The 19951-nt window shown below is 73.2% G+C and carries 16 protein-coding genes; 3 read left to right on the forward strand and 13 right to left on the reverse strand.

The genetic code is table 11. The features are described 5' to 3' along the window. Positions 1–3: 3 nt before the first annotated feature. The 13 genes from ACFY01_RS02765 to ACFY01_RS02825 all read right to left on the reverse strand — a co-directional run bounded on the left by ACFY01_RS02765 (position 4) and on the right by ACFY01_RS02825 (position 16538). Entirely contained in the window at positions 4–2721 is a 2718-nt protein-coding gene (locus ACFY01_RS02765) for a molybdopterin-dependent oxidoreductase (protein WP_390733810.1), read from the reverse strand. Then, a complete protein-coding gene (locus ACFY01_RS02770; RefSeq protein ID WP_390733811.1) occupies positions 2718–3545 on the reverse strand; it encodes an FAD binding domain-containing protein in 828 nt (275 codons plus the stop codon). The genes ACFY01_RS02765 and ACFY01_RS02770 overlap by 4 nt, the downstream gene beginning before the upstream one ends. 342 nt (positions 3546–3887) lie before the next feature. Continuing rightward, entirely contained in the window at positions 3888–4652 is a 765-nt protein-coding gene (locus ACFY01_RS02775; protein ID WP_390733812.1) for an alpha/beta hydrolase, read from the reverse strand. Between the two features lie 307 nt (positions 4653–4959). Beyond that, complete coding sequence (locus tag ACFY01_RS02780; RefSeq protein ID WP_390733813.1) at positions 4960–5631, reverse strand: response regulator; 672 nt, start codon at positions 5629–5631, stop codon at positions 4960–4962. Beyond that, positions 5628–6974 (reverse strand): sensor histidine kinase, encoded by a 1347-nt coding sequence (locus ACFY01_RS02785; RefSeq protein WP_390734029.1) that lies wholly within the window; start codon positions 6972–6974, stop codon positions 5628–5630. Before ACFY01_RS02785 ends, ACFY01_RS02780 begins: the two co-directional genes overlap by 4 nt. A gap of 84 nt (positions 6975–7058) precedes the next feature. Continuing rightward, complete coding sequence (locus ACFY01_RS02790) at positions 7059–7913, reverse strand: ABC transporter permease (protein ID WP_390733814.1); 855 nt, start codon at positions 7911–7913, stop codon at positions 7059–7061. Continuing rightward, the gene (locus tag ACFY01_RS02795) at positions 7910–8845 is read right to left on the reverse strand and encodes an ATP-binding cassette domain-containing protein (RefSeq protein WP_390733815.1); all 936 of its coding nucleotides are present in this window, start codon (positions 8843–8845) and stop codon (positions 7910–7912) included. The genes ACFY01_RS02790 and ACFY01_RS02795 overlap by 4 nt, the downstream gene beginning before the upstream one ends. A 250-nt stretch (positions 8846–9095) precedes the next feature. Beyond that, positions 9096–9620: a hypothetical protein gene (locus ACFY01_RS02800; RefSeq protein ID WP_390733816.1), complete on the reverse strand. Its 525-nt coding sequence runs from the start codon at positions 9618–9620 to the stop codon at positions 9096–9098. A 264-nt stretch (positions 9621–9884) separates the two neighbouring features. Next, on the reverse strand, positions 9885–12011 hold the full coding sequence (locus tag ACFY01_RS02805; protein WP_390733817.1) for a xanthine dehydrogenase family protein molybdopterin-binding subunit: 2127 nt from the start codon (positions 12009–12011) through the stop codon (positions 9885–9887). A 6-nt stretch (positions 12012–12017) separates the two neighbouring features. Then, complete coding sequence (locus tag ACFY01_RS02810) at positions 12018–13013, reverse strand: FAD binding domain-containing protein (protein WP_390733818.1); 996 nt, start codon at positions 13011–13013, stop codon at positions 12018–12020. Then, positions 13010–13579, reverse strand: a complete 570-nt coding sequence (locus tag ACFY01_RS02815) for a (2Fe-2S)-binding protein (protein WP_390734030.1) — start codon at positions 13577–13579, stop codon at positions 13010–13012. Before ACFY01_RS02815 ends, ACFY01_RS02810 begins: the two co-directional genes overlap by 4 nt. Before the next feature lie 104 nt (positions 13580–13683). Further along, positions 13684–14568, reverse strand: a complete 885-nt coding sequence (locus ACFY01_RS02820) for a hypothetical protein (RefSeq protein ID WP_390733819.1) — start codon at positions 14566–14568, stop codon at positions 13684–13686. A 71-nt stretch (positions 14569–14639) separates the two neighbouring features. Continuing rightward, the gene (locus ACFY01_RS02825; protein WP_390734031.1) at positions 14640–16538 is read right to left on the reverse strand and encodes an ABC transporter ATP-binding protein; all 1899 of its coding nucleotides are present in this window, start codon (positions 16536–16538) and stop codon (positions 14640–14642) included. 243 nt (positions 16539–16781) lie between these two features. On the opposite strand from ACFY01_RS02825, the gene ACFY01_RS02830 reads away from it, so the two are divergent. From ACFY01_RS02830 to ACFY01_RS02840, 3 genes are all read left to right on the forward strand, one after another. Continuing rightward, positions 16782–17756 carry a YbhN family protein gene (locus ACFY01_RS02830; RefSeq protein WP_390733820.1) on the forward strand — a complete coding sequence of 325 codons (975 nt, stop codon included), beginning with the start codon at positions 16782–16784 and terminating at the stop codon, positions 17754–17756. Positions 17757–17830: 74 nt separating this feature from the next. Continuing rightward, complete coding sequence (locus tag ACFY01_RS02835; protein ID WP_390733821.1) at positions 17831–18592, forward strand: crotonase/enoyl-CoA hydratase family protein; 762 nt, start codon at positions 17831–17833, stop codon at positions 18590–18592. A 196-nt stretch (positions 18593–18788) separates the two neighbouring features. Next, positions 18789–19880 carry a mechanosensitive ion channel family protein gene (locus tag ACFY01_RS02840; protein WP_390733822.1) on the forward strand — a complete coding sequence of 364 codons (1092 nt, stop codon included), beginning with the start codon at positions 18789–18791 and terminating at the stop codon, positions 19878–19880. The last annotated feature ends 71 nt before the right edge of the window (positions 19881–19951 follow it).

Raw genomic sequence — 19951 nt, forward strand, 5'->3', positions numbered from 1 at the left:
GGCTCAACCTGTCGACACCGACTGCTCCGCGGGGAGGCGGCCGTAAATGCGTTCCGGAGTCAGCGGCAGCGCCCGGTACCGGACGCCCGTGGCGTCGTGCACCGCGTTCGCGAGCGCGGGGGCCACCGGGTTGATACAGCACTCGGCCATGCCCTTCGCCCGCATGGGCCCCACCGAATCCGCCGAGCCCACCAGGAGGACCTCGGTGCGGGGGATGTCGGCGAAGGCGGGGATCCGGTAGTTGCGGAGGTTCGGGTTGACCATGACGCCGCTGTCGTCGACGTGGTGGTTCTCGGTCAGCGCGAAGCCGATCCCCTGGGCGACACCGCCCTCCACCTGTCCCCGGACCTGCGCCGGGTTGATGACCATTCCGGCGTCCGCCGCCTGCACGCTGTACAGGATCCGTATCTCCCCGGTCACGCGGTGCACGGCCACCCTGAATCCCTGCGTGTTGGAGGTGACGCTCCGGGGCGAGCCGTACGCCTTGCGCGCGGCGGTGAAACGGATGCCGCGCGCCCGGGCCAGCGCGACGAGTTCGGCCAGCGACATCCGCCGGTCCCCGCAGACGACGCCGTCGTCGTCCATCGTGCACATCACGACGTGGACGCCCGTGTGCGCGGCGGCGAACTCCAGGATGCGGTCGCGCACGGCGCCCGCCGCCCGCAGGACCGCGTTGCCCGCCACGAAGAGGCCCGCGCTCGCGAAGGCACCGGTGTCGAATCCCGTGCGGTCGGTGTCGGACTGCACCAGACGGATGCGGGACGGGGTCGTGCCCAGTTGGCCGGCCGCGATCTGGACATGGGCCGTGGAGGTTCCCTCCCCGAACTCGGGGGTGCCGACGGCAAGTTCGTAGACGAGGTCGTCGCCCAGGGTGACCCAGGCCTCGGAGAGGTGTTCCGTCGGGGGCGCGGTCTCGTGCAGGGAACTCGCCACGCCGGCTCCGAGGAGCCACTGGGGGCCGGGAGGCGGCCGGTCGGCCGTACGGGCCAGGGCGTCGCCCACCAGGTCGATGCACTTGGCGAGTCCGTCCTCGGTGAAGAGCACGTCGTCGGGGCCGTCGTGCAGGGCGAGAAGGGGCTCCCCCGGCCGCACGATGTTGCGCCGTCGTAGTTCCAGCGGGTCGAGGCGCAGGGCGCGGGCCAGTTCGTCCATCGCGGACTCCACGGCGAACGCCGGCTGCGTCATCCCGTAACCCCGCAGCGCGCCGCTCGGCACGGTGTTCGTGTAGACGGAGTACGCGTCGTACTTCTTGTTGGGGCAGCGGTAGATCATGACGGCGGCGCCGCCCGCGTACAGCGTTTCGCCGCCGTGGTTGCCGTAGGCGCCCGTGTTCGAGACGTTGCGCACCTGGAGGGCGGTGAGCGTGCCGTCGGCTTTCGCTCCGAGCCTGACCGTGAGGGTCATCGGGTGCCGTGGCGAGGCCGTGGTGAACTCCTCCTCGCGGGTGAACTCCAGGCAGGTGGGCCGCCCGGTGTCCAGGGTGGCGAGCGCGACCAGGTCCTCCGTGATCACTTCCTGCTTGCCGCCGAACCCGCCGCCGACGCGCTTGCAGAACACCCTCACCTGGTCCGGGCGGAGCGCGAACAGGTACTCCAGTTTGACCTTCGCGATCGACGGCGACTGCGAGCTGGTGCGGACGTTCAGCCGGCCGCCCTCCGTCCAGGCGATCGAGCCGTGGGTCTCCAGATGCGCGTGCTGCACCCGCGGTGAGAAGTAGGTGCCTTCGTGGATCACGTCGGCCGCGGCGAACCCCGCGTCGACGTCACCGATGTGCGAGTGGAGTTCGATCAGGATGTTGTGGGCGGGGTCGCGGACGAACGGATCGTACGAGCCGTGCAGTTGGGGTGCGCCGTCGGCCATCGCCGTCTCGGGGTCGAACACCGCCGGCAGCACCTCGTACTCGACCGCCAGTCGTCGGCAGCCCTCCTCCGCCGCCCCTACGGTGTCGGCCAGGACGGCGGCGACACGCTGGCCCACGAAGCGGACCGTGTCGTCGAGGACGCAGGTGTCGTCCGGGTCGACCAGGTGGTCGGTGTGGATCGCCGTGGTGAAGCGCCGACGGGGCACGTCCTGCCAGGTGTAGACCCGGTGCACGCCCGGCACCGCGAGCGCGGCGCTCTTGTCGATCGAGGCGATCCGGGCGTGCGCGTGGGGTGAGTGCAGCACCTTGAGGTGCAGCAGGCCGTCGATCCGCGTGTCCATGGTGAACTCGGCGTGACCGGTCACCACGTCGTGGCCCGCGGGCGCGCCGACGCTCGTCCCGACGGCCTTGCCCGGCGCCGCGGTCTCCACCGCGCTGACGCCCATCACGGCGTCCTCGATCGCCCGGTATCCGGTGCAGCGGCAGAGGTTGCCCTTCAACGCCGTCGGCAGATCCGCCTTCTGTTCCTCGGTGAAGGTCGCCGACGTCATGATCATCCCCGCGGTGCAGAAACCGCACTGGAAGCCGGGGGCGTCCTCGAACTGCCGCTGCATGGGATGCGGGGCGCCGGGCCGTCCGAGGCCCTCGATCGTGGTCACCTCGCGGCGGTCCGCGCGGAACGCGGGGGTGATGCAGCTGTGTACGGGGGTGCCGTCCAGCCACACGGTGCAGGCGCCGCAGTCACCCGCGTCGCACCCCTTCTTGACGCCGAAGTGGCCGAGTTCGCGCAGGAAGGTGCGCAGGCACTGGCCGGGGGCGGGCTCCCGGTCGAATTCCGTGCCGTTCACGGTGTAGCTCATACCAGGTCCCCAGCCGTGAGTTCGCGGCGGATCTCCTCGGCGAAGTGCCGGGTCAGATGCCGGCGGTGGTCAGGGGTTCCGTTGGGATCGGCGAACCAGACGTCGGCCGGCACGGCGTCGATGCTCTGCCGCAGGGTTCGGGCATCGGGCAGGGAGTCGAAGGCGATGCGGACCGGCCGCGTGGTGCCGGCGGTGACGGTGAGCAACAGGTTGTTCGCTCCCAGCCGTTGGGTGCCGACGAGGAACACCGTCGAACGGCCGAGCCGGGTCAGCGTGAAGCGGCGGTGCGCGGTGCGTCCGCGCACCGCGTGCTCCGGAACGGTGACGCGTCGCAGGATCTCCCCGGGGGCGAGAATGTTGCGGTGGTCGCCCGTGACGAAATCGAGGGCGTCGACGATGCGCACGGAGCCGTCGGGTGCCCACAGTTCGTACCGCGCATCCAACGCGACCGTCAGCGTGATCATCGGGCCGGCGGGCAGGGACATGCAGATGTTCCCGCCGACGGTCGCCGCGTTCCAGACCTTGAACGAGGACAGGAACGCCTCACAGCTCTTCCGGAAGAGGATCCCGGCGGTCCAGTCCTGCGGCCACGGGAAGGCGTACAGGTCGCGAACGGTGCAGGTGGCGCCGATCTCCAGGCCCTTGTCCGTCGGGACGAGGGGCTCCCAGCGCAACGCCGTCAGGTCGATCAGCCGTCGCAGCTCCGGCTGCTCCGTGGAGTAGAGCCATGTCCCGCCCGCGAGCCAGGCGTCACCCTCGTGCCAGTCCGCGCCTGGCCGCTCGGACGGCCGCCGGACTACTTCGGTGATGGTGTTGAGGTCCATGGACGCCGACCTACGGGGGCGGGACCGGCTGGCCCGGATACGTTGGTCATAGTTTATCGCGGTATGTGAAGAAGGGCCCGGCCGTGGAGAGCAGAGAGTAGCCGGTCCGTCCCGGACAGTCCTCCTCATGCCGGACGCCGCCCGGGCGGCGTCGAGCTCGCCGAGATCAGCCACAGCGCGCACTTCCCCATGCACTCCAACGCACCCCGGATGTGGGCCCGCCTCACCGACTTCGTCACGTGCCTCGACGCCGGCTCCTGACATTCGGCGCGGGCGCTCCGGCGGGCCCTCGCCGGGGGCCGGTGGCGGCGCCCGGCAGGCCGGACGCCGCTACCTCTCATGTCAGGCCGGTGACGTCACGGCCCGGCCGAAGTGCCGGGCGAAGAACCGGACCGCGCTGTCGGCCTCGAACCTGGGCAGCTCCTTGTGCCTGCCCGAATTGGCGTGCAGTGTCTTCTCCTTCGAGGCGAAGGCGTCGAACAGTGCCAGACCCGCCGCGCGCGGGATGTGCTCGTCGTCCCACTGGAGCATGAACTCGATCGGGACGGTGATCCGCTTCGCCGGTCCGGCCAGGGCGTCGGGCCAGTGGAGGCCGAAGACCGCGGCGGTGATCCTGGGTTCGGCCGCCACGAACGGCACCCCGATCGCGGTGCCCATGTTCAGGCCGAAGTAGCCGACCGGTCCTTCGGCGCCGATCTCCAAAAGTCCCTGGAGGGCGTCCAGGGTCGCCTGCCACTCGGGTACGGCGCGCTTGGCCAGGTGGGCGTTGTAGCGGACGACGATCGGGCCTTCCGGCTCGCCCGCCTCCCTCGCCTCGAACAGTGCGGCGATCTCCTGCTCGTCGTGCGCCGTGCGCGGCCGGTCGCCGTGACCGGGTGCGTCGATGCAGGCGACGTGGAATCCACAGGCGTTCACGAGGAGGTGCGCACGGCCCGTCATCGCCGGCCACCTCTTGTGTGTGCCGCCGCCGTGACCCATCAGTACCAGGGGCGCGCGATCGGCGCCGGACGCGGGCGACCAGAGCAGGCCGGGGACGTCGCCCACGGTGAAGTCGCGTTCCACGACGCCGTTCGACGTCGTCTCCGTGGTGAACTGCACAGAACGCATGGGGTGTTGCCTTTCGGGAGTGCCTTGTTGTCAGGGTTGTCAGGGCACTCCCGGCGACACCTACGTCGATCGCCCGACCGTGACGACGAGGGGGAGCACCCATGCGGATACGGCGTTCATGGGTCTCACCTCCTCGGAAGGGATCACGGTCGACCGCAAGCTACCAGCCCGGTCACCGGCCCGCCCACCCCTTTTCCCCGGCGCCGCGACGGCCCGCCGGGCACGCTCCGGTTCCGGGTGCGACGTCGCTGTGTGCGGGCGCCGCCGTGGCCGCGACCGTCCGGCGCCGGCGTGCCGTCGCCGTACGTCACCCGGGTGCGTTCGGGCGGGCGAGTCCGAGGTCGTAGGCGAAGATCACGGCCTGGATGCGGTCGCGGGCTCCGATCTTGGCCAGGACGCGGCCGACGTACGTCTTCACCGTGGACTCCGACAGGACCAGGCGCTCGGCGATCTCGCCGTTGGTCCAGCCCTGGCCGATGGCGACCAGGATCTCGTGTTCGCGCTCGGTCAGGGCGCGCACTCGCGGGTCGTCCACCGCCCCGGCGGCCGGGAACGGCAGGCGCAGGGCGTGGGTGTCCAGCAGGCGGCGGGTGAGGGCCGGGGCGATGACGGCGTCGCCGCCCGCGACCGCGCGGATCCCGGCCAGGAGCTCCTCGGGGTGCGCGTCCTTGAGGAGGAATCCGCTGGCTCCGGCGCGCAGGGCCGCGTGCGCGTACTCGTCCAGGTCGAAGGTGGTCAGGACGAGGACGCGGGAGCGGCCGCCGGAGGCGACGATGTGGCGGGTGGCCTCGATGCCGTCCATGCCGGGCATCCGGACGTCCATGAGGATCACGTCCGGGCGGAGTTCCGCGGCCATGCGGACGGCCTCGCCGCCGTGCGCCGCCTCACCGACGACCTCCGTCTCGGGAGAGCTCTCCAGAAGCATGCGGAAGCCGAAGCGCTGCAAGGGCTGGTCGTCCGCGATGAGCACGGTGGTCACGCCGCGCCTCCCGGGCCGGACGGACCGGGCAGGCCGGCGAGCGGGGTGAGGTCGAGCGTGGCCCGTACCGTCCATCCGCCGCCCGGGGCGGGTCCCGCGGTGACGGCCCCGTTGTAGAGGGCTGCGCGTTCCTTCATGCCTGCCAGTCCGTGTCCTTCCTCGGCGGGTCCGGGCCGGCCGGGACCCGCGCCCGGGCCGGTGTCGTGGACGTCGATCCGCACCCGGGTGTCCTCGACGGCCACCGTGAGCCGGATCCGGGTGTCGTGGCCCGCGTGTTTGAGAGCGTTGGTGAGAGCCTCCTGGACGATGCGGTAGACCGCCAGCTGGACGCCGCGGTCCAGGACGTCCAGTTCGCCGCGGGTGCGGTGGTCGACCTGGGGGCCGGCGGAGCGGATCCGGGCGCACAGGGCGTCGATGTCCGCGAGGCCCGGCTGGGGGCTGAGTTCAGGGGCCTGGCTCTGTTCGCGCAGGACGCCGAGGGTGCGGCGGAGTTCGCCGAGGGCCTGCCGTCCGGTGTCGCCGATCATGAGGAGGGCCTGCTTGCCGCGTTCGGGGGCGATGTCGGCGGCGTACGCGCCACCGTCGGCGAGCGTGATGATGACGGACAGGTTGTGGCCGACGATGTCGTGCATCTCGCGGGCCACCCGGGTGCGTTCGGTGGCGACGGCCAGCCGGCCGCGCTGGTCGCGCTCGATCTCCAGACGGGCCGCGCGGTCGCGCAGACCGGCGAGCTGGGCACGCCGGATGCGTACCGCGAGACCCAGCGCGACCGCGGCGATGATGGTGGTGCTCAGGAAGAACAGCCCGTCCACGATGGACACGTCCGCGCGCATCCGCACGGCGAGCAGCACCAGCCCGCCCGCCGTCACGGCGCAGGCGGCGGGCAGATGACGCAGCCGCCCGTGCAGGGCCAGGCTGTAGAGCGCGATCAGCACGGCGACGCCGGCGCGCAGCCAGGCGCCCAGCGCGCACTGGACGAGGAACACCGCGGCGATCAGCGCGAACGCCGCCGAGGGCCTTCTGCGCCGCCACAGCAGGGGCAGCACCTGCCCGGCCTGCAAGGCGACGGTGGCCGCCAGGGACAGGTGGGTGAAGGCGCGGGCGAGGTCGTGCCGGTCGTGGTGGTGGGGCACCAGGTCCGGCACGCACAGCAGTGGGACCGTGAGGAGGACCAGACCCGCGTCCAGCATCCACGGGTGGCCCCGGTCGGCCTGGCGCAGCCGCTGGCCGAGGCTGGACACCCGGTTGACCAGGGGGTGGTTCCAGACGGGGTCCGCCCGGACCTGGTAGGCCGCCCCGGCCTGGGCAGCGGCCGCGGCCTGGGCGGAGTCGTCGCCGTTCATGGGTGTCACCCGTCCATCGTGGCGTAAGGCGGCCGGGGGGCGCGCACCGGGCCGGGTGCGGGCCGCCCGTGGGAGTGCGCGGCATCAGGCGTCGGTGCGCACCAGGCGGTACGCGGCCCCCGCGAGCGCGAGCGCGGTCCAGCCGACGAAGACCACGAGCCCGGCGGTGGGTGACAGGGCCGTCGAGTCGTGGGTCAGCGCGAACACCGACTCACCGGCGTTGCTGGGCAGGTACTTGCTGATGTCGTCCTGCCACGAGCTGGGCAGCAGCGTGACGAGGCCGGGCACCAGCATCAGCGAGGCGACCAGCACGGCGATGCCGCCCGCGACCGAGCGCAGCAGCGCGCCCAGGGCCACGCCGATCACGGCGACCAGGCCGAGGTAGAGGCCCGCGCCCAGGAGGGCTCGTACGACTCCCGCGTGCGACAGCGACAGCGCCGCGGGCGTGCCGGAGACCACGCCGGCGCCGATCGGGAACGCGACGAACGCGCCGACGGTGGCGACGACCAGCGCCACCAGGCCGAACACCGCGGCCTTCGCCCACAGCACGGGCAGGCGGCGCGGGACCGCGGCGAGCGTCGAGCGGATCATGCCCGTGGAGTACTCGCCTGCGGTGACCAGTACGCCGAGGACGCCCAGGGCGAGTTGCGCGAAGTTGGTGCCGAACAGGGACAGGCTCAGCGCGGTCGCGTTCGCGTCGTCCGGGCGCATCTGCCGGCCCGAGGTGTACTCGGAGTGGTAGTGCACGGCGGCGATGACACCGAAGCCGATCAGGAACAGCAGGCCCAGGCCCAGGGTGATCCAGGTGGAGCGCAGGGACCACAGTTTGGCCCACTCCGAGCGCAGCACCCGGCGCGCGGTGACCTTGTAGGGCGGGCGCGGGCCGCGCCCGGGTGCCGGTGCGGGCGTGGCGCTCTCGGTCAGGGTCGTCTGGCTCATGCGGCGCTCCGGGGTGCCTCGACGGTGGTGGTGCCGTGGTACTCGACGGCGTCGCTGGTCAGGTCCATGAACGCCTGTTCCAGGGAGACGGTCCTGGAGCTGAGCTCGTACAGGGGGATGCCGTGCTCGGCGGCCTTGAGGCCGATGGCACGTGCCGTCAGGCCGGTCACCTGGAGTTCCTCGGAACCGATCGTGCCGGTGATCTCCACGCCGGGGCCGGCCAGGACCTCACGCAGACGGTTCGCCCGGTCGGAGGCGACCGTCACGGTGTCACCGCCTGCCTGGCGCACCAGTTCCCGCACCGTGGTGTCGGCCAGCAGGCGTCCGCGCCCGACGATGATCAGGTGGTCGGCGACCAGCGCCATCTCGCTCATCAGGTGCGAGGAGACGAAGACGGTACGGCCCTCGGACGCGAGCCCGGTGAGCAGGTTGCGGATCCACAGCACGCCCTCGGGGTCGAGCCCGTTGACCGGCTCGTCGAGCATGAGGGTGGCCGGGTCGCCCAGCAGGGCCGCGGCGATCCCCAGGCGCTGGCCCATGCCGAGCGAGAAGGCGCCGGCGCGCCGCTTGGCCACGGACTTCAGGCCGGTCAGCTCGACGACCTCCTCCACCCGGCGGCGCGGGATGCCGTGGGTGTGGGCCTGTGCCATCAGATGGGCGAAGGCGGAGCGGCCCGGGTGGATCGACTTGGCCTCCAGCAGGGCGCCGACCTCCTGCAACGGAGCGCTGTGCGCGGCGTACCGCCTGCCGTTCACGGTCACGCTGCCGCTGGTGGGCGCGTCCAGTCCGACGATCATGCGCATGGTGGTGGACTTGCCCGCGCCGTTGGGGCCCAGGAAGCCGGTGACCGTGCCCGGCCTGACGACGAAGTCCAGGTGGTCGACGGCCGTCTTCTCGCCGTACCGCTTGGTCAGCTGCCGCGCCTCGATCATCGCCGCTCCCTTGCCTCGGGTTGTCGGACCCTCACGGTCCCCTCACAGCCAACGCTAGGAGCGCCGGGGCCCGAAGCCGTGGTACCGCGGTCATCAATGACGCGGTCGGGGGTAGTACCGCGGTACTACTCCCATCCGAGCGCCGACTCGCCCACCCGCGGGACGAAAGGCCAGGCCCGCAGCGTCGCCGCGGGACACGGGCGACGCCAGGTCCGCGGCGCCGCTCCGGAACACGGGGGCTGCGGCCCGGTCACGAGGCTGCCGCCGGCAACTGGAGTGCGGGGCGCGTCGGAGCCGGTGGCGGAGCCGTCGGTGTGCGGCCGGGGCCGAAGACGCACGCGCGCAGCAGCAGGAACCGTCCGGTGCCGGCGAGTGCGGAGGCCCCCAGGTAGACGGCCTGCTCCAGAAGGGCTCCGGACGTCGGCCGTACCACCCGCAGGACGGCGACCGCGGCCGAGGTCAGCGCGTAGGCGGCGGTGGCCGACCCGGCGGACTGAAGGTGCCGGCGCCATCCGGCGCGCCGCCCGGTCCCGAAGGTGAACCGCGCGTGCAGCTCGGTGCACAGCACCGTGGAGGCGACGGTGACCAGCGCGTTCGCCGCCGCCCAGGACAGCACCCCGGCCAGCGGCGGCACCGCCGAGGCGGCGGCGATCCCCACCCCGCCGCCGCACAGCACGAACCGTACGAAGGAGGCGAGGGGGTCGGGGGCGGACGGGGCCCGGCAGCCGGTGACCGGACCGGCCGCCGCTCGCGCCGCGTGCCCCGCTTCGCCCATCGTCCGTCCTCGCCTCCGGGGGCCGCATCCGGCCCGGTCCGCTCCCCGTCACGCTAAGGGCGCGGCGGGCGCGGACCGTGGTACCCGGGAGGTCGATGAAGAGGGGCCGGTGGTACCGCGGTACCACCGCCTCCGCCCGTTCCAGGAATCGACCGGCGCCGCCCGGCGGGCTCCCGAAATCTCCTGGCAACACGTCATTGACATGACATTTGGACAGGGGCCATCGCACTCGGACTGGAGCGCGGCACTGGAGCGCAGCAGTCGTTACCCTCCGGACAGACCGGTCAGCACCCGGTCCGGGGTGAGGGGCAGTTCGCGGAAGCGGATGCCGGTGGCGTGGTGGACGGCGTTGCCGATGGCCGCGGCGGTGCCGACGATGCCGATCTCCCCGATGCCCTTGCTGCCCATCGGGTTGAGGTGGGGGTCGTCCTCCTCGATCCAGTGCGCCTCGATGTCGGGGACGTCGGCGTGCGCGGGCACGTGGTAGGAGGCGAGGTCGGACTCGGTGAAGTCACCGAAGGCGGCGTCCATGGTGCTGCCCTCGGTGAGCGCCATGCCGAGCCCCATGGTCATGCCGCCGACGAACTGCGAGCGCGCGGTACGGGCGTTGAGGATCCGCCCGGCCGCGTACACGCCGAGCAGCCGGCGCACCCGGACCTCGCCGGTGACGGTGTCCACGGCCACCTCCGCGAAGTGGGCGCCGAAGGCGTGGCGCGCGTACCCCTCGTCCACGTCGGCGCGGCCGGTGGTGTCCGCCCGTTCCACGAGGCCGGAGTCGGGCAGCGGCCCGGTGTGAGCGGCCAGGCGGTCGGCGAGCCGGGCGCACGCGGCGTGCACGGCCCAGCCCCAGGAGGCGGTGCCGGAGGAGCCGCCGGCGAGCGAGGCGGACGGCAGGTCGCTGTTGCCGACCTCGGTGCGTACCCGCTCCAGGGGTACGCCGAGCGCGTCGGCCGCCACCTGCGCGAGCACGGTACGGGCGCCGGTGCCGATGTCGGCGGCGTTCACCCGCACCAGGAAGGTGCCGTCCGGCAGCGCGTGGGCGGCCGCGGTGGACGGAAAGACCAGGACGGGGTAGGTCGCCGAGGCCACGCCGGTGCCGATGAGCAGGGCCCCCTCGGAGCGGGCATGGGGGCGCGGGGCGTGGTGCGCCCAGTCGAAGCGGCGGGCGCCCTCGCGCAGGCACTCCACGAGGTGCCGGCTGCTGAACGGCTTGCCGCTTTCGGGCTCGCTGTCGGGTTCGTTGAGGATCCGCAGCTCCACCGGGTCCTCGCCGAGCGCGTCGGCGAGTTCGTCCATCGCGGACTCCAGGGCGTACATGCCGGGCGCCTCGCCGGGGGCGCGCATCCAGGACGGGCTGGGCACGTCCAGCGGGACGACCCGGTGGACGGTCAGCAGGTGCGGGGCGGCGTACATGACGCGCGCCGGGACCGCCGCCTGCTCGACGAACTCCCGGACGTGGGAGGTACAGGTGGTCACCTCGTGCATGACGGTGGTCAGGCGGCCGTCGGCGGTGGCGCCGAGGCGCAGCCGGTGCAGGGTGGGGGCGCGGTGGCCGACCACCGCGGCCAGGTACTTGCGCGGCAGGTTGACGGTCACCGGCCGGCCGGTGTGGCGTGCGGCCATCGCGGCGAGGACGACGTCGGGGCGCGGGGTGCCCTTGGAGCCGAAGCCGCCGCCGACGTGTTCGGCGACGACGGTGACGTGGTCCTCGGGCATGTCGAACAGCCCGGCGAGCACGGAGCGTACGGTGGTGCCGCCCTGGCTGGAGGTGTGGACGGTGAGCTTGTCGCGGGCCCGGTCCCAGTGCGCGGTGCTGGCGTGCGGCTCCATGGGGTGGTTGTGCAGGGGCGGCACCCGGTACTCGGTGTCGACGCGGACGGGTGCGGCGGCGAAGGCGCCGTCCGGGTGGCCGTGTTCGCTGCGGCCGGGGTAGCCGCCGTTGGCCTCCTGGGGTTCGTAGGCGTCGGGATGCTCCGGCCGGAGGGTGACGTCGTACTCCTCGGCGTCGTACGTCACCCGGACGGCCCGGGCGCCGGCGCGGGCCGTCTCCAGGGTGTCGGCGACGACCAGGGCGACGAACCAGCCCCGGTGCGGCACCCGGGGGTCCTGGAGCACGGCGAGGGTGGCGTCCTCCGGTTCCGTGATCCGGGGGGCGTTCTCGTGGGTCAGCACGTCCAGGACGCCGGGGATCTCGCGGGCGGCGTCCGTGTCGATCGCGGTGATCCGGCCGCGGACGACCGTGGCGGGCACGGGCCAGGCGTGGACGCGGCCCGGCAGGGGGAACTCGGCGGCGTAGCGGGCCTGGCCGGAGACCTTCTCGCGGCCTTCCCGGCGCTCGGCCGGGGCACCCAGGGCGGGGCCGGTGCGGGCCATGGTGTCCTCCTGTGGCATACCGGTTCAGCTCCCCACGGGCGTCGGCGCGAGGCGGCCCAGGACCTCGAGGGCGAGGTTGTGGGCGAGGGGCACCTTGTAGGCGTTGTCACGCAGGGGCTCGGCGGCGTCGAGTTCGAGGTCGACGGCGCCCTCGAAGGCGGGCGGGGTCGCGGCCGCGCCGAGCAGGGCCTCCTCCGCCAGCCGGGCCCGCCAGGGCCGGTGCGCCAGACCGCCGAAGGCCAGGCCGATCTGGGCGACCCTGCCGTCCGTCACCCGCAGCAGCACGGCGACGGAGGCGAGCGCGAAGGCGTACGAGGCGCGGTCGCGGGCCTTGCGGTAGGCGGAGGGCGCTTTGGCGGTGGCGGCCGGGAGCACGACGGCGGTGATCAGTTCGCCGGGCCGGATCTCGGTGTCCCGCTCCGGGTGGTCGCCGGGCAGCCGGTGGAACTCGGCCACCGGCACGCTGCGGGTGCCGTCGGTGCCGTACAGCTCGACGCGGGCGTCGAGGGCGGCCAGGGCGACGGACATGTCGGAGGGGTTGGTGGCGATGCACTGCGGGGAGTGGCCGAGGACGGCGTGGTCGCGGTGCACGCCGTCGCGGGCGCCGCAGCCGGTGCCGGGCTCGCGTTTGTTGCACGGCTTGGACAGGTCCTGGAAGTAGGGGCAGCGGGTGCGCTGGAGCAGGTTGCCGCCGGTGGTGGCGGCGTTGCGCAGCTGGCCGGAGGCGCCCGCGAGCAGGGCCTGGGAGAGGACCGGGTAGCGGTCACGGACCAGCGGGTGGGCGGCGAGGTCGCTGTTGCGGACCGTGGCGCCGACACGCAGTGAGCCGTCGTCGAGCTCGTCCACCGTGTCCAGGGGCAGGCGGGCGACGTCGACGAGGGCGGCGGGCCGGGCCACGCCGAGTTTCATCAGGTCGACGAGGTTGGTGCCGCCGCCGAGGTACTGGGCGCCGGGGTGCGCGGCGTACGCCTCGACCGCCTCCTCGACGCTGCGGGCCCGTACGTAGGCGAAGGGCTTCACTGGTTCACGTCCTCCACGGCGTCGACGATGCGCGGGTAGGCCCCGCAGCGGCAGAGGTTGCCGCTGAGCCGTTCGCGGATCTCGTCCCGGTCCAGCGGCACGGGCCGGCCGGAGGGGGCCGCCGGGTCGGTGACGTGCGAGGGGTGACCGGCGGCGGCCTCGGCCAGGGCGCCCACGGCGGAGCAGATCTGGCCGGGTGTGCAGTACCCGCACTGGAAGGCGTCGCGCTCCAGGAAGGCCCGCTGGAGGGGGTGCGGTTCCTCGGCGTCGTCCGCGAGGCCCTCGACGGTGGTGACCTCGCTGCCGTCGAGGGCCACGGCGAGCAGCAGGCAGCTGTTGACCCGGCGCCCGTCGACCAGGACCGTGCAGGCCCCGCACTGGCCGTGGTCGCAGCCCTTCTTGGCGCCGGTCAGGTCGAGGTCCTCGCGCAGCAGGTCGAGCAGGGCGCGCCGGTGGTCGACGAGGAGGGTGTGGGGTTTTCCGTTGACGCGGAGGGTGACCTCCGAGCGGTACGGGGCCGGGGGCGCCGTCCCGCTCCGATTCTCGCTGTACGTGTCGCTGCCCATGGCGTGGATGACCTTCCGGACGCGCCTGCTGCCGTGGTGACCGCGTATCCAGGCTGCGGCAGCTGACACGTTCCGGCACCCCGGGGACGCCCGGGGTGCCGGGGTCAGCCGGTCTGCGCGGACCCGCCGGACGGCGTGGACCCGCCGGGTCCGGTCAGCCGGCCGGTGACGTCCGCGGTGTCCGAGGCGGGCGGCGCGGCGACGTTCGCCTCGGTGCCGAAGTCCGTGAACCGCAGGACGGTGGTGCTGGTCACCTGGGTGTTCTCCTTCCCCGGCGTCCTTCCCTTCAGGGGGTGCAGGTTCAGTCGTACGCTCTCCTGCCGCAGGCGGCCCCGGTCGTCGAGCCACAGGTCCACCGGCAGGGAGGACTTGCCCAGCTGCCGTTTCAGCTCCTCGGCCTGTCGCGCGTTGTCGTGCGTCAGCGTGGAGAGGCGCACGGCGACGCGGTAGTGGGTGGTGCGGGTGCCGTCCAGGGTCTGGGTGCCGATCCGGGTGACGTCCTCGCTGCCGACGCCCTTGAGGAAGCGGAACGGCTCTGCCGGGTCACTGACCTGGGACCGCCCCGTGGGGTTGGACCGGTTCAGCCGGGCCAGGTCGATCTTCATCCAGGTCTTGCCGCCCGGGATCTCGGCCCGCCGGCCGCCGGACGGCTTCTGGTAGACCACGCCGTCGACGACGCGCTGCTCGATCTCGGTGCCCTGTGAGGTGAGCGTGATCCGGCTGGCGCCCTTCGCCAGGTCCACCACGCCGGTGCCGCGCGCGGTGACCGCCTGCCCCTCGGCGACGGCCTTGCTGCTCACCGTCATCCTCGCGGTGTCCGCGGCCACGGTGTTGCGGTAGGCGTCCCGTACGGCCTCGGTTGTGGGCGTCGCGCTCGCCCCGGCCTCGGCGTCACCTCCCTTCCCGGAGCCGTCCTCGCTGCCGCAGGCCGCTAAGCCGGCGGCCAGGACGAGCGTGGCCACGGCACTTGTGATCTGTGCTTTCGACACGGTGTCTGCCTCCCGAGCAGGGTTGCCTGGTACGTATGTGACGCCCCCTCGGGTGCCCTGCCGCCCGCCGGTCACGCCCCGGCCGCCACCTCGGCCCCGGCCTCCGTCACGGCGTCCCGCTTCTCGAACTGGGTGCGGTACAGCTGGGCGTAGCGCCCTTCGGACGCCAGGAGTTCGTCGTGCGTGCCCCGTTCCACGATGCCGCCGGCCTCGACGACGAGGATCAGGTCGGCGGCGCGGACGGTGGACAGGCGGTGGGCGATCACCAGCGCGGTGCGGTCCCTGAGTGCCTCCGTCAAAGCCTCCTGCACGGCGGCCTCGGAGGTGTTGTCCAGGTGGGCGGTGGCCTCGTCGAGGATGACGACCCGCTGCCGGGCCAGCAGCAGCCGGGCGATGGTCATCCGCTGCCGCTCGCCGCCGGAGAGGCGGTAGCCGCGCTCGCCGACCACCGTGTCCAGGCCGTCGGGCAGGGACCGTACGACATCGTCGAGGCGGGCGCGGCCGAGCGCGTCCCACAGTTCGTCGTCGCTCGCCCCGGGGCGGGCCAGCAGCAGGTTGGCCCGGACGGTGTCGTGGAAGAGGTGGCCGTCCTGGGTGACCATGCCGAGGGTGGCCCTGAGGGAGGCCGCGGTCAGGTCCCGTACGTCCACGCCGCCGATCCGGACGGCGCCCTCGTCGACGTCGTACAGGCGCGGCAGCAGCTGGGCGATGGTCGACTTGCCGGCGCCGGAGGAGCCGACGAGGGCGACGGTCTGCCCGGGTTCGGCGCGGAAGGTGACGCCGCGCAGGACCTCGCCGCCACCGCGGCCGTCGAGGGTGGCGACCTCCTCCAGGGAGGCGAGGGAGACCTTGTCGGCGGACGGGTAGCCGAAGCGGACGCCGTCGAACTCGACCGCCACCGGGCCCTCGGGCACCTCACGGGCGTCCGGCTTCTCCTGGATGAGCGGCTCCAGGTCGAGCACCTCGAAGACCCGCTCGAAGCTGACGAGTGCGCTCATCACCTCGACGCGGGCCCCGGCGAGCGCGGTGAGCGGGGCGTACAGCCGGGTCAGCAGCAGCGCCAGCGACACGACCGCGCCGGGCTCCATGTGGCCGCGCAGCGCGAACCAGCCGCCGAGGCCGTAGACCAGGGCGAGGGCCAGGGACGACACCAGGGTCAGGGCGGTGATGAACGCCGACTGGGCGGTCGCCGTGCGGACGCCGATGTCCCGCACCCGGGCGGCCCGCGCCGTGAACTCGGCCGACTCCTCCTCCGGCCGGCCGAACAGCTTGACCAGGGTGGCGCCGGGGGCGGAGAAACGCTCGGTCATCCGGGTGCCCATCGCCGCGTTGAGGGCGGCCGCCTCCCGCTGCATCCGGGCCATCCGGCTGCCCATGCGGCGGGCCGGCACCACGAACACCGGCAGCAGCACCAGTGCGAGCAGGGTGATCGGCCAGGACAGGGTGAGCATGACGGCGAGGGTGAGCAGCAGCGTGACGATGTTGCTGACGACGCCGGACAGGGTGTTGCTGAAGGCCCGCTGGGCGCCGATCACATCGTTGTTGAGTCGGGAGACGAGCGCTCCCGTACGAGTACGTGTGAAGAACGCGACCGGCATGCGCTGCACATGATCGAACACAGCCGTTCTCAGATCGAGGATGAGCGCTTCCCCGAGCGTCGACGAGAGCCGTCTGCCGAGGATCCCGAGGGCGGCCTCGGCGACGGCGATCAGCGCGATGAGCACGGCCAGGCGTACGACCGTGCCCTCGTCCCCGTGCGACACGATCGCGTCGACGACGCGGCCGGCGAGCACGGGGGTCGCGACGGCGAGCAGCGCGGTCACCACCCCGAGCAGCACGAACCAGACGATGCGGCGGCGGTGCGGGCGGGCGAAGGCGGCGATGCGCCGCAGGGTTCCGCGGTCGAAGGGGCGGCGCTCCGCCTGGGCGTTCATCACGCTGTGCAGCTGTGTCCACGCTGTGGTCTCCATACTCATGGGAGAGAACGTAGAACCTCAAGCATCGTTGAGGTCAACACCCGCCCGTCGTCCCCTCGCCCGTCGTCCCCTCGCCCGTCGTCCCCTCGCCCGCCGTCGTCCCCTCGCCCGAAGGACCCGATGACCCCTCCCCCGCGCCTTCTCGCTCAGCCGCTGCCCGTCCGTAAGCCGCCGGTCCCGCTTCCGCCACCCGCCGTTGGCGCGGTGCGGAAAGCCTCTTGTGACGTGACACCGGATGTGACAGCGGTACAGCTCCCCGAACTCCGCCCGGGACGACTCCCCCGACGCGTCCCCGTCCGCCAGGCCCTGTGCCTGGTCCCGCTCCTGCTCGTCACCGTGGCCGCGGTGCGGCACCGCTCCGTGCTCGCCGCGGGCTTCGGACAGCTGCGCACGGCGTCCTGGCCGTGGCTGCTGGCGGCGGCCGGCGCCACCTGTCTGACCTGGGTCGCCGCCGCCTTCACCCGGCAGGGTGCCGTCGTGCAGCCGCTGCCCAGACGGCGGCTGCTGGCCACCCAGTTCGCGGCCGGGGCGGCCAACCACCTGCTGCCGACCGGGCTCGGCGCGAGCGCCGTCAACCTGCGCTTCATGACCGTGTGCGGGGTGCCGCTCGCCCGCTCCTCGGCAGCCCTCGCGCTGTACCTGCTCGCGGAGTGCGTGGGCCGGCTGGTCCTGCTGACCGCGCTGCTGATCGCCTTCCCGGACGCGCTGCGGCTCGGCAGCCTGCTGCCCGGCGGTGCGCTCGGCCCGCTGCTGCTGGCCATCGGTGCCGGGCTGCTGCTCGCGGCGGCCGCGCTGCTGCTCGTACGACGGCTGCGCACGGCCGCGTTCTCCTTCGTGCGGACGGCGCTGGGCGAGGCGCGGTCGGTGCACGCCCGCCCGGCCCGGGCGCTGGCCCTGTGGGGCGGGTCGCTGGCGTTCCCCGCGCTCCAGGCGGCCGGGCTGGCCGCGGTGGGCCGGTCGCTGGGGCTGCCGGTGCCGGCCGCGCACATGGCTCTGGCCTACCTGGCGGCGACGGTCGCGGTGGCGCTGGTGCCGACGCCCGGCGGGCTCGGCTCCGTGGAGGCGGCGCTGATCGTGGCCCTGGTCGCGGTGGGCGGCCCGGCGGCCGTCGCCACGGCGGTGGTCCTCGCCTACCGGATCATCACGGTGTGGGTGCCGCTGGTGCCGGGCGCGCTGACGCTGGGGGCTCTGGTGCGGCTGAAGGTGATCTGAGGGGCGGGTCACCGACGGGTCCCGGGGGCGGGCATGCTGGGCGGCCGGTCCCCCGGTCAGCGAAGGAGTCCCCCGTGTCGGTCCGAGTGGAACGCAAGGAACACGTCACCACCGTCGTCCTCTCCCGCCCGGAGGTCCGCAACGCCGTCGACGGTCCCACCGCGGCCGCGCTCGTGGCGGCGTTCCGCGCGTTCGAGGCCGACGACGAGGCACGAGTGGCGGTGCTGTGGGGCGAGGGCGGCACCTTCTGCGCGGGTGCGGATCTGAAGGCGATGGGTACGGAGCGCGGCAACCGGGTCGCCGAGGACGGGGACGGCCCGATGGGCCCGACCAGGCTGCGGCTGTCCAAGCCGGTGATCGCCGCGGTCGCCGGGCACGCCGTCGCCGGAGGCCTGGAGCTCGCCCTGTGGTGCGATCTCCGGGTCGCCGAGGAGGACGCCGTCTTCGGCGTGTTCTGCCGCCGCTGGGGCGTCCCGCTCATCGACGGCGGCACGGTGCGGCTGCCCCGGCTGATCGGCGCGAGCCGCGCGATGGACATGATCCTCACCGGCCGTCCGGTGCCGGCCCGCGAAGCCTACGAGACGGGCCTGGCCAACCGCCTGGTCCCCACGGGCCGGGCCCGCGCGGAGGCGGAGGAACTCGCGGCGGCCGTCGCCCGTTTCCCGCAGGCCTGCCTGCGCGCCGACCGGGCGTCGGCGCTGGAGCAGGAGGGCTTGGACGAGGAGAGCGCGCTGCGCGGTGAACTCCGGCACGGCGCGGGCGTGCTGACGGAGGCGCTTCAGGGCGCCGCGCGGTTCGCCGGGGGTGAGGGACGACACGGCTCGTTCTCGCTCTGAGGGGCCTCCGGCGTGCGAACTGCCGTTGCTGATACGGCAGGATGAAAAGTCGCGCCGGCCGTCGACGTCCCCCTGGCCCGCGTGACCGCACATCCCGGAAACGAGCAGGTGACAACGTGACGATTCCTCACACCGGTCTTTCCACCGGGCCGTCGGCGACGCCGTCCGCCGAGGCCTTGCGCCCCGGAGGTGACCGGTGAACCGCGCGCTGACCCTGGACGACCTGATCCTCGCCGGCATCGCCCTGGCGGCGGGCCTGCTGGTGGCCTTCTCCTCCCGCACCCTGCTGCGCTGGCTGGCGGGGCACGCCAAGCGCACCAGGTGGAGCGGCGACGACGTGATCGTGGACGCGCTGCGCACGGTGGTGCCGTGGGCGGCGATCGCGGCCGGCGCGGCCGGTGCGGCGGCGGCGCTGCCGCTGACCCGGTCCGTCCAGCAGCACACCAACCAGTGCCTGAAGGTGCTGCTCATCTTCGTGGTGACCCTGTCCGCGGCCCGGGTGATCGCCGGGCTGGTGCAGAGCGTCACCCAGTCCCGCTCCGGTGTCGCCGGGTCGGCCACCATCTTCGTCAACATCACCCGGGTGCTGGTCCTGGCCATCGGCTTCCTGGTGGTGCTCCAGACGCTGGGCATCTCGATAGCGCCCCTGCTCACCGCCCTCGGCGTGGGCGGTCTGGCGGTCGCCCTGGCCCTCCAGGACACCCTCGCCAACCTGTTCGCGGGCATCCACATCCTCGCCTCCAAGACGGTGCAGCCCGGCGACTACATCCGGCTGAACACCGGCGAGGAGGGCTATGTCGTCGACATCAACTGGCGCCAGACGACGGTCCGCCAGCTCTCCAACAACCTCGTCGTCGTCCCCAACGGCGAGCTGGCGAAGAGCAACATGACCAACTACACCCGTCCCGAGCAGCAGCTGACGGTCCTGGTGCAGGTGGGCGTGAGCTACGACAGCGACCTCGACCACGTGGAGCGGGTGACCACGGAGGTCATCGCCGAGACGATGACCGAGGTCGCCGGCGCCGTCCCGGACCATGAGCCCGCCATCCGTTTCCACACCTTCGGCGACTCCCGCATCGGCTTCACGGTCATCCTGGGTGTCGGCGAGTTCAGCGACCAGTACCGGATCAAGCACGAGTTCATCAAGCGCCTGCACCGCCGCTACCGCGAGGAGGGCATCCGCATCCCCGCACCCGCCCGCACGGTCGCCCTCCAGCAGGGCTCGGTGGTGATCCCGCACCAGCGCGGCGCCGAGGACGTGCCGTCGGGCCCCGGCATCATCGGCTGACGCCGTGCGCCGTCCGGCGGGCGGGGGTGGCGGGCAGCGTCGCCGGCCGGTGCCGACCTGCGGTGGCGGGC

It is taken from the genome of Streptomyces sp. NPDC001480 (genome assembly GCF_042894725.1).
In the GTDB taxonomy this organism is placed as follows: domain Bacteria; phylum Actinomycetota; class Actinomycetes; order Streptomycetales; family Streptomycetaceae; genus Streptomyces.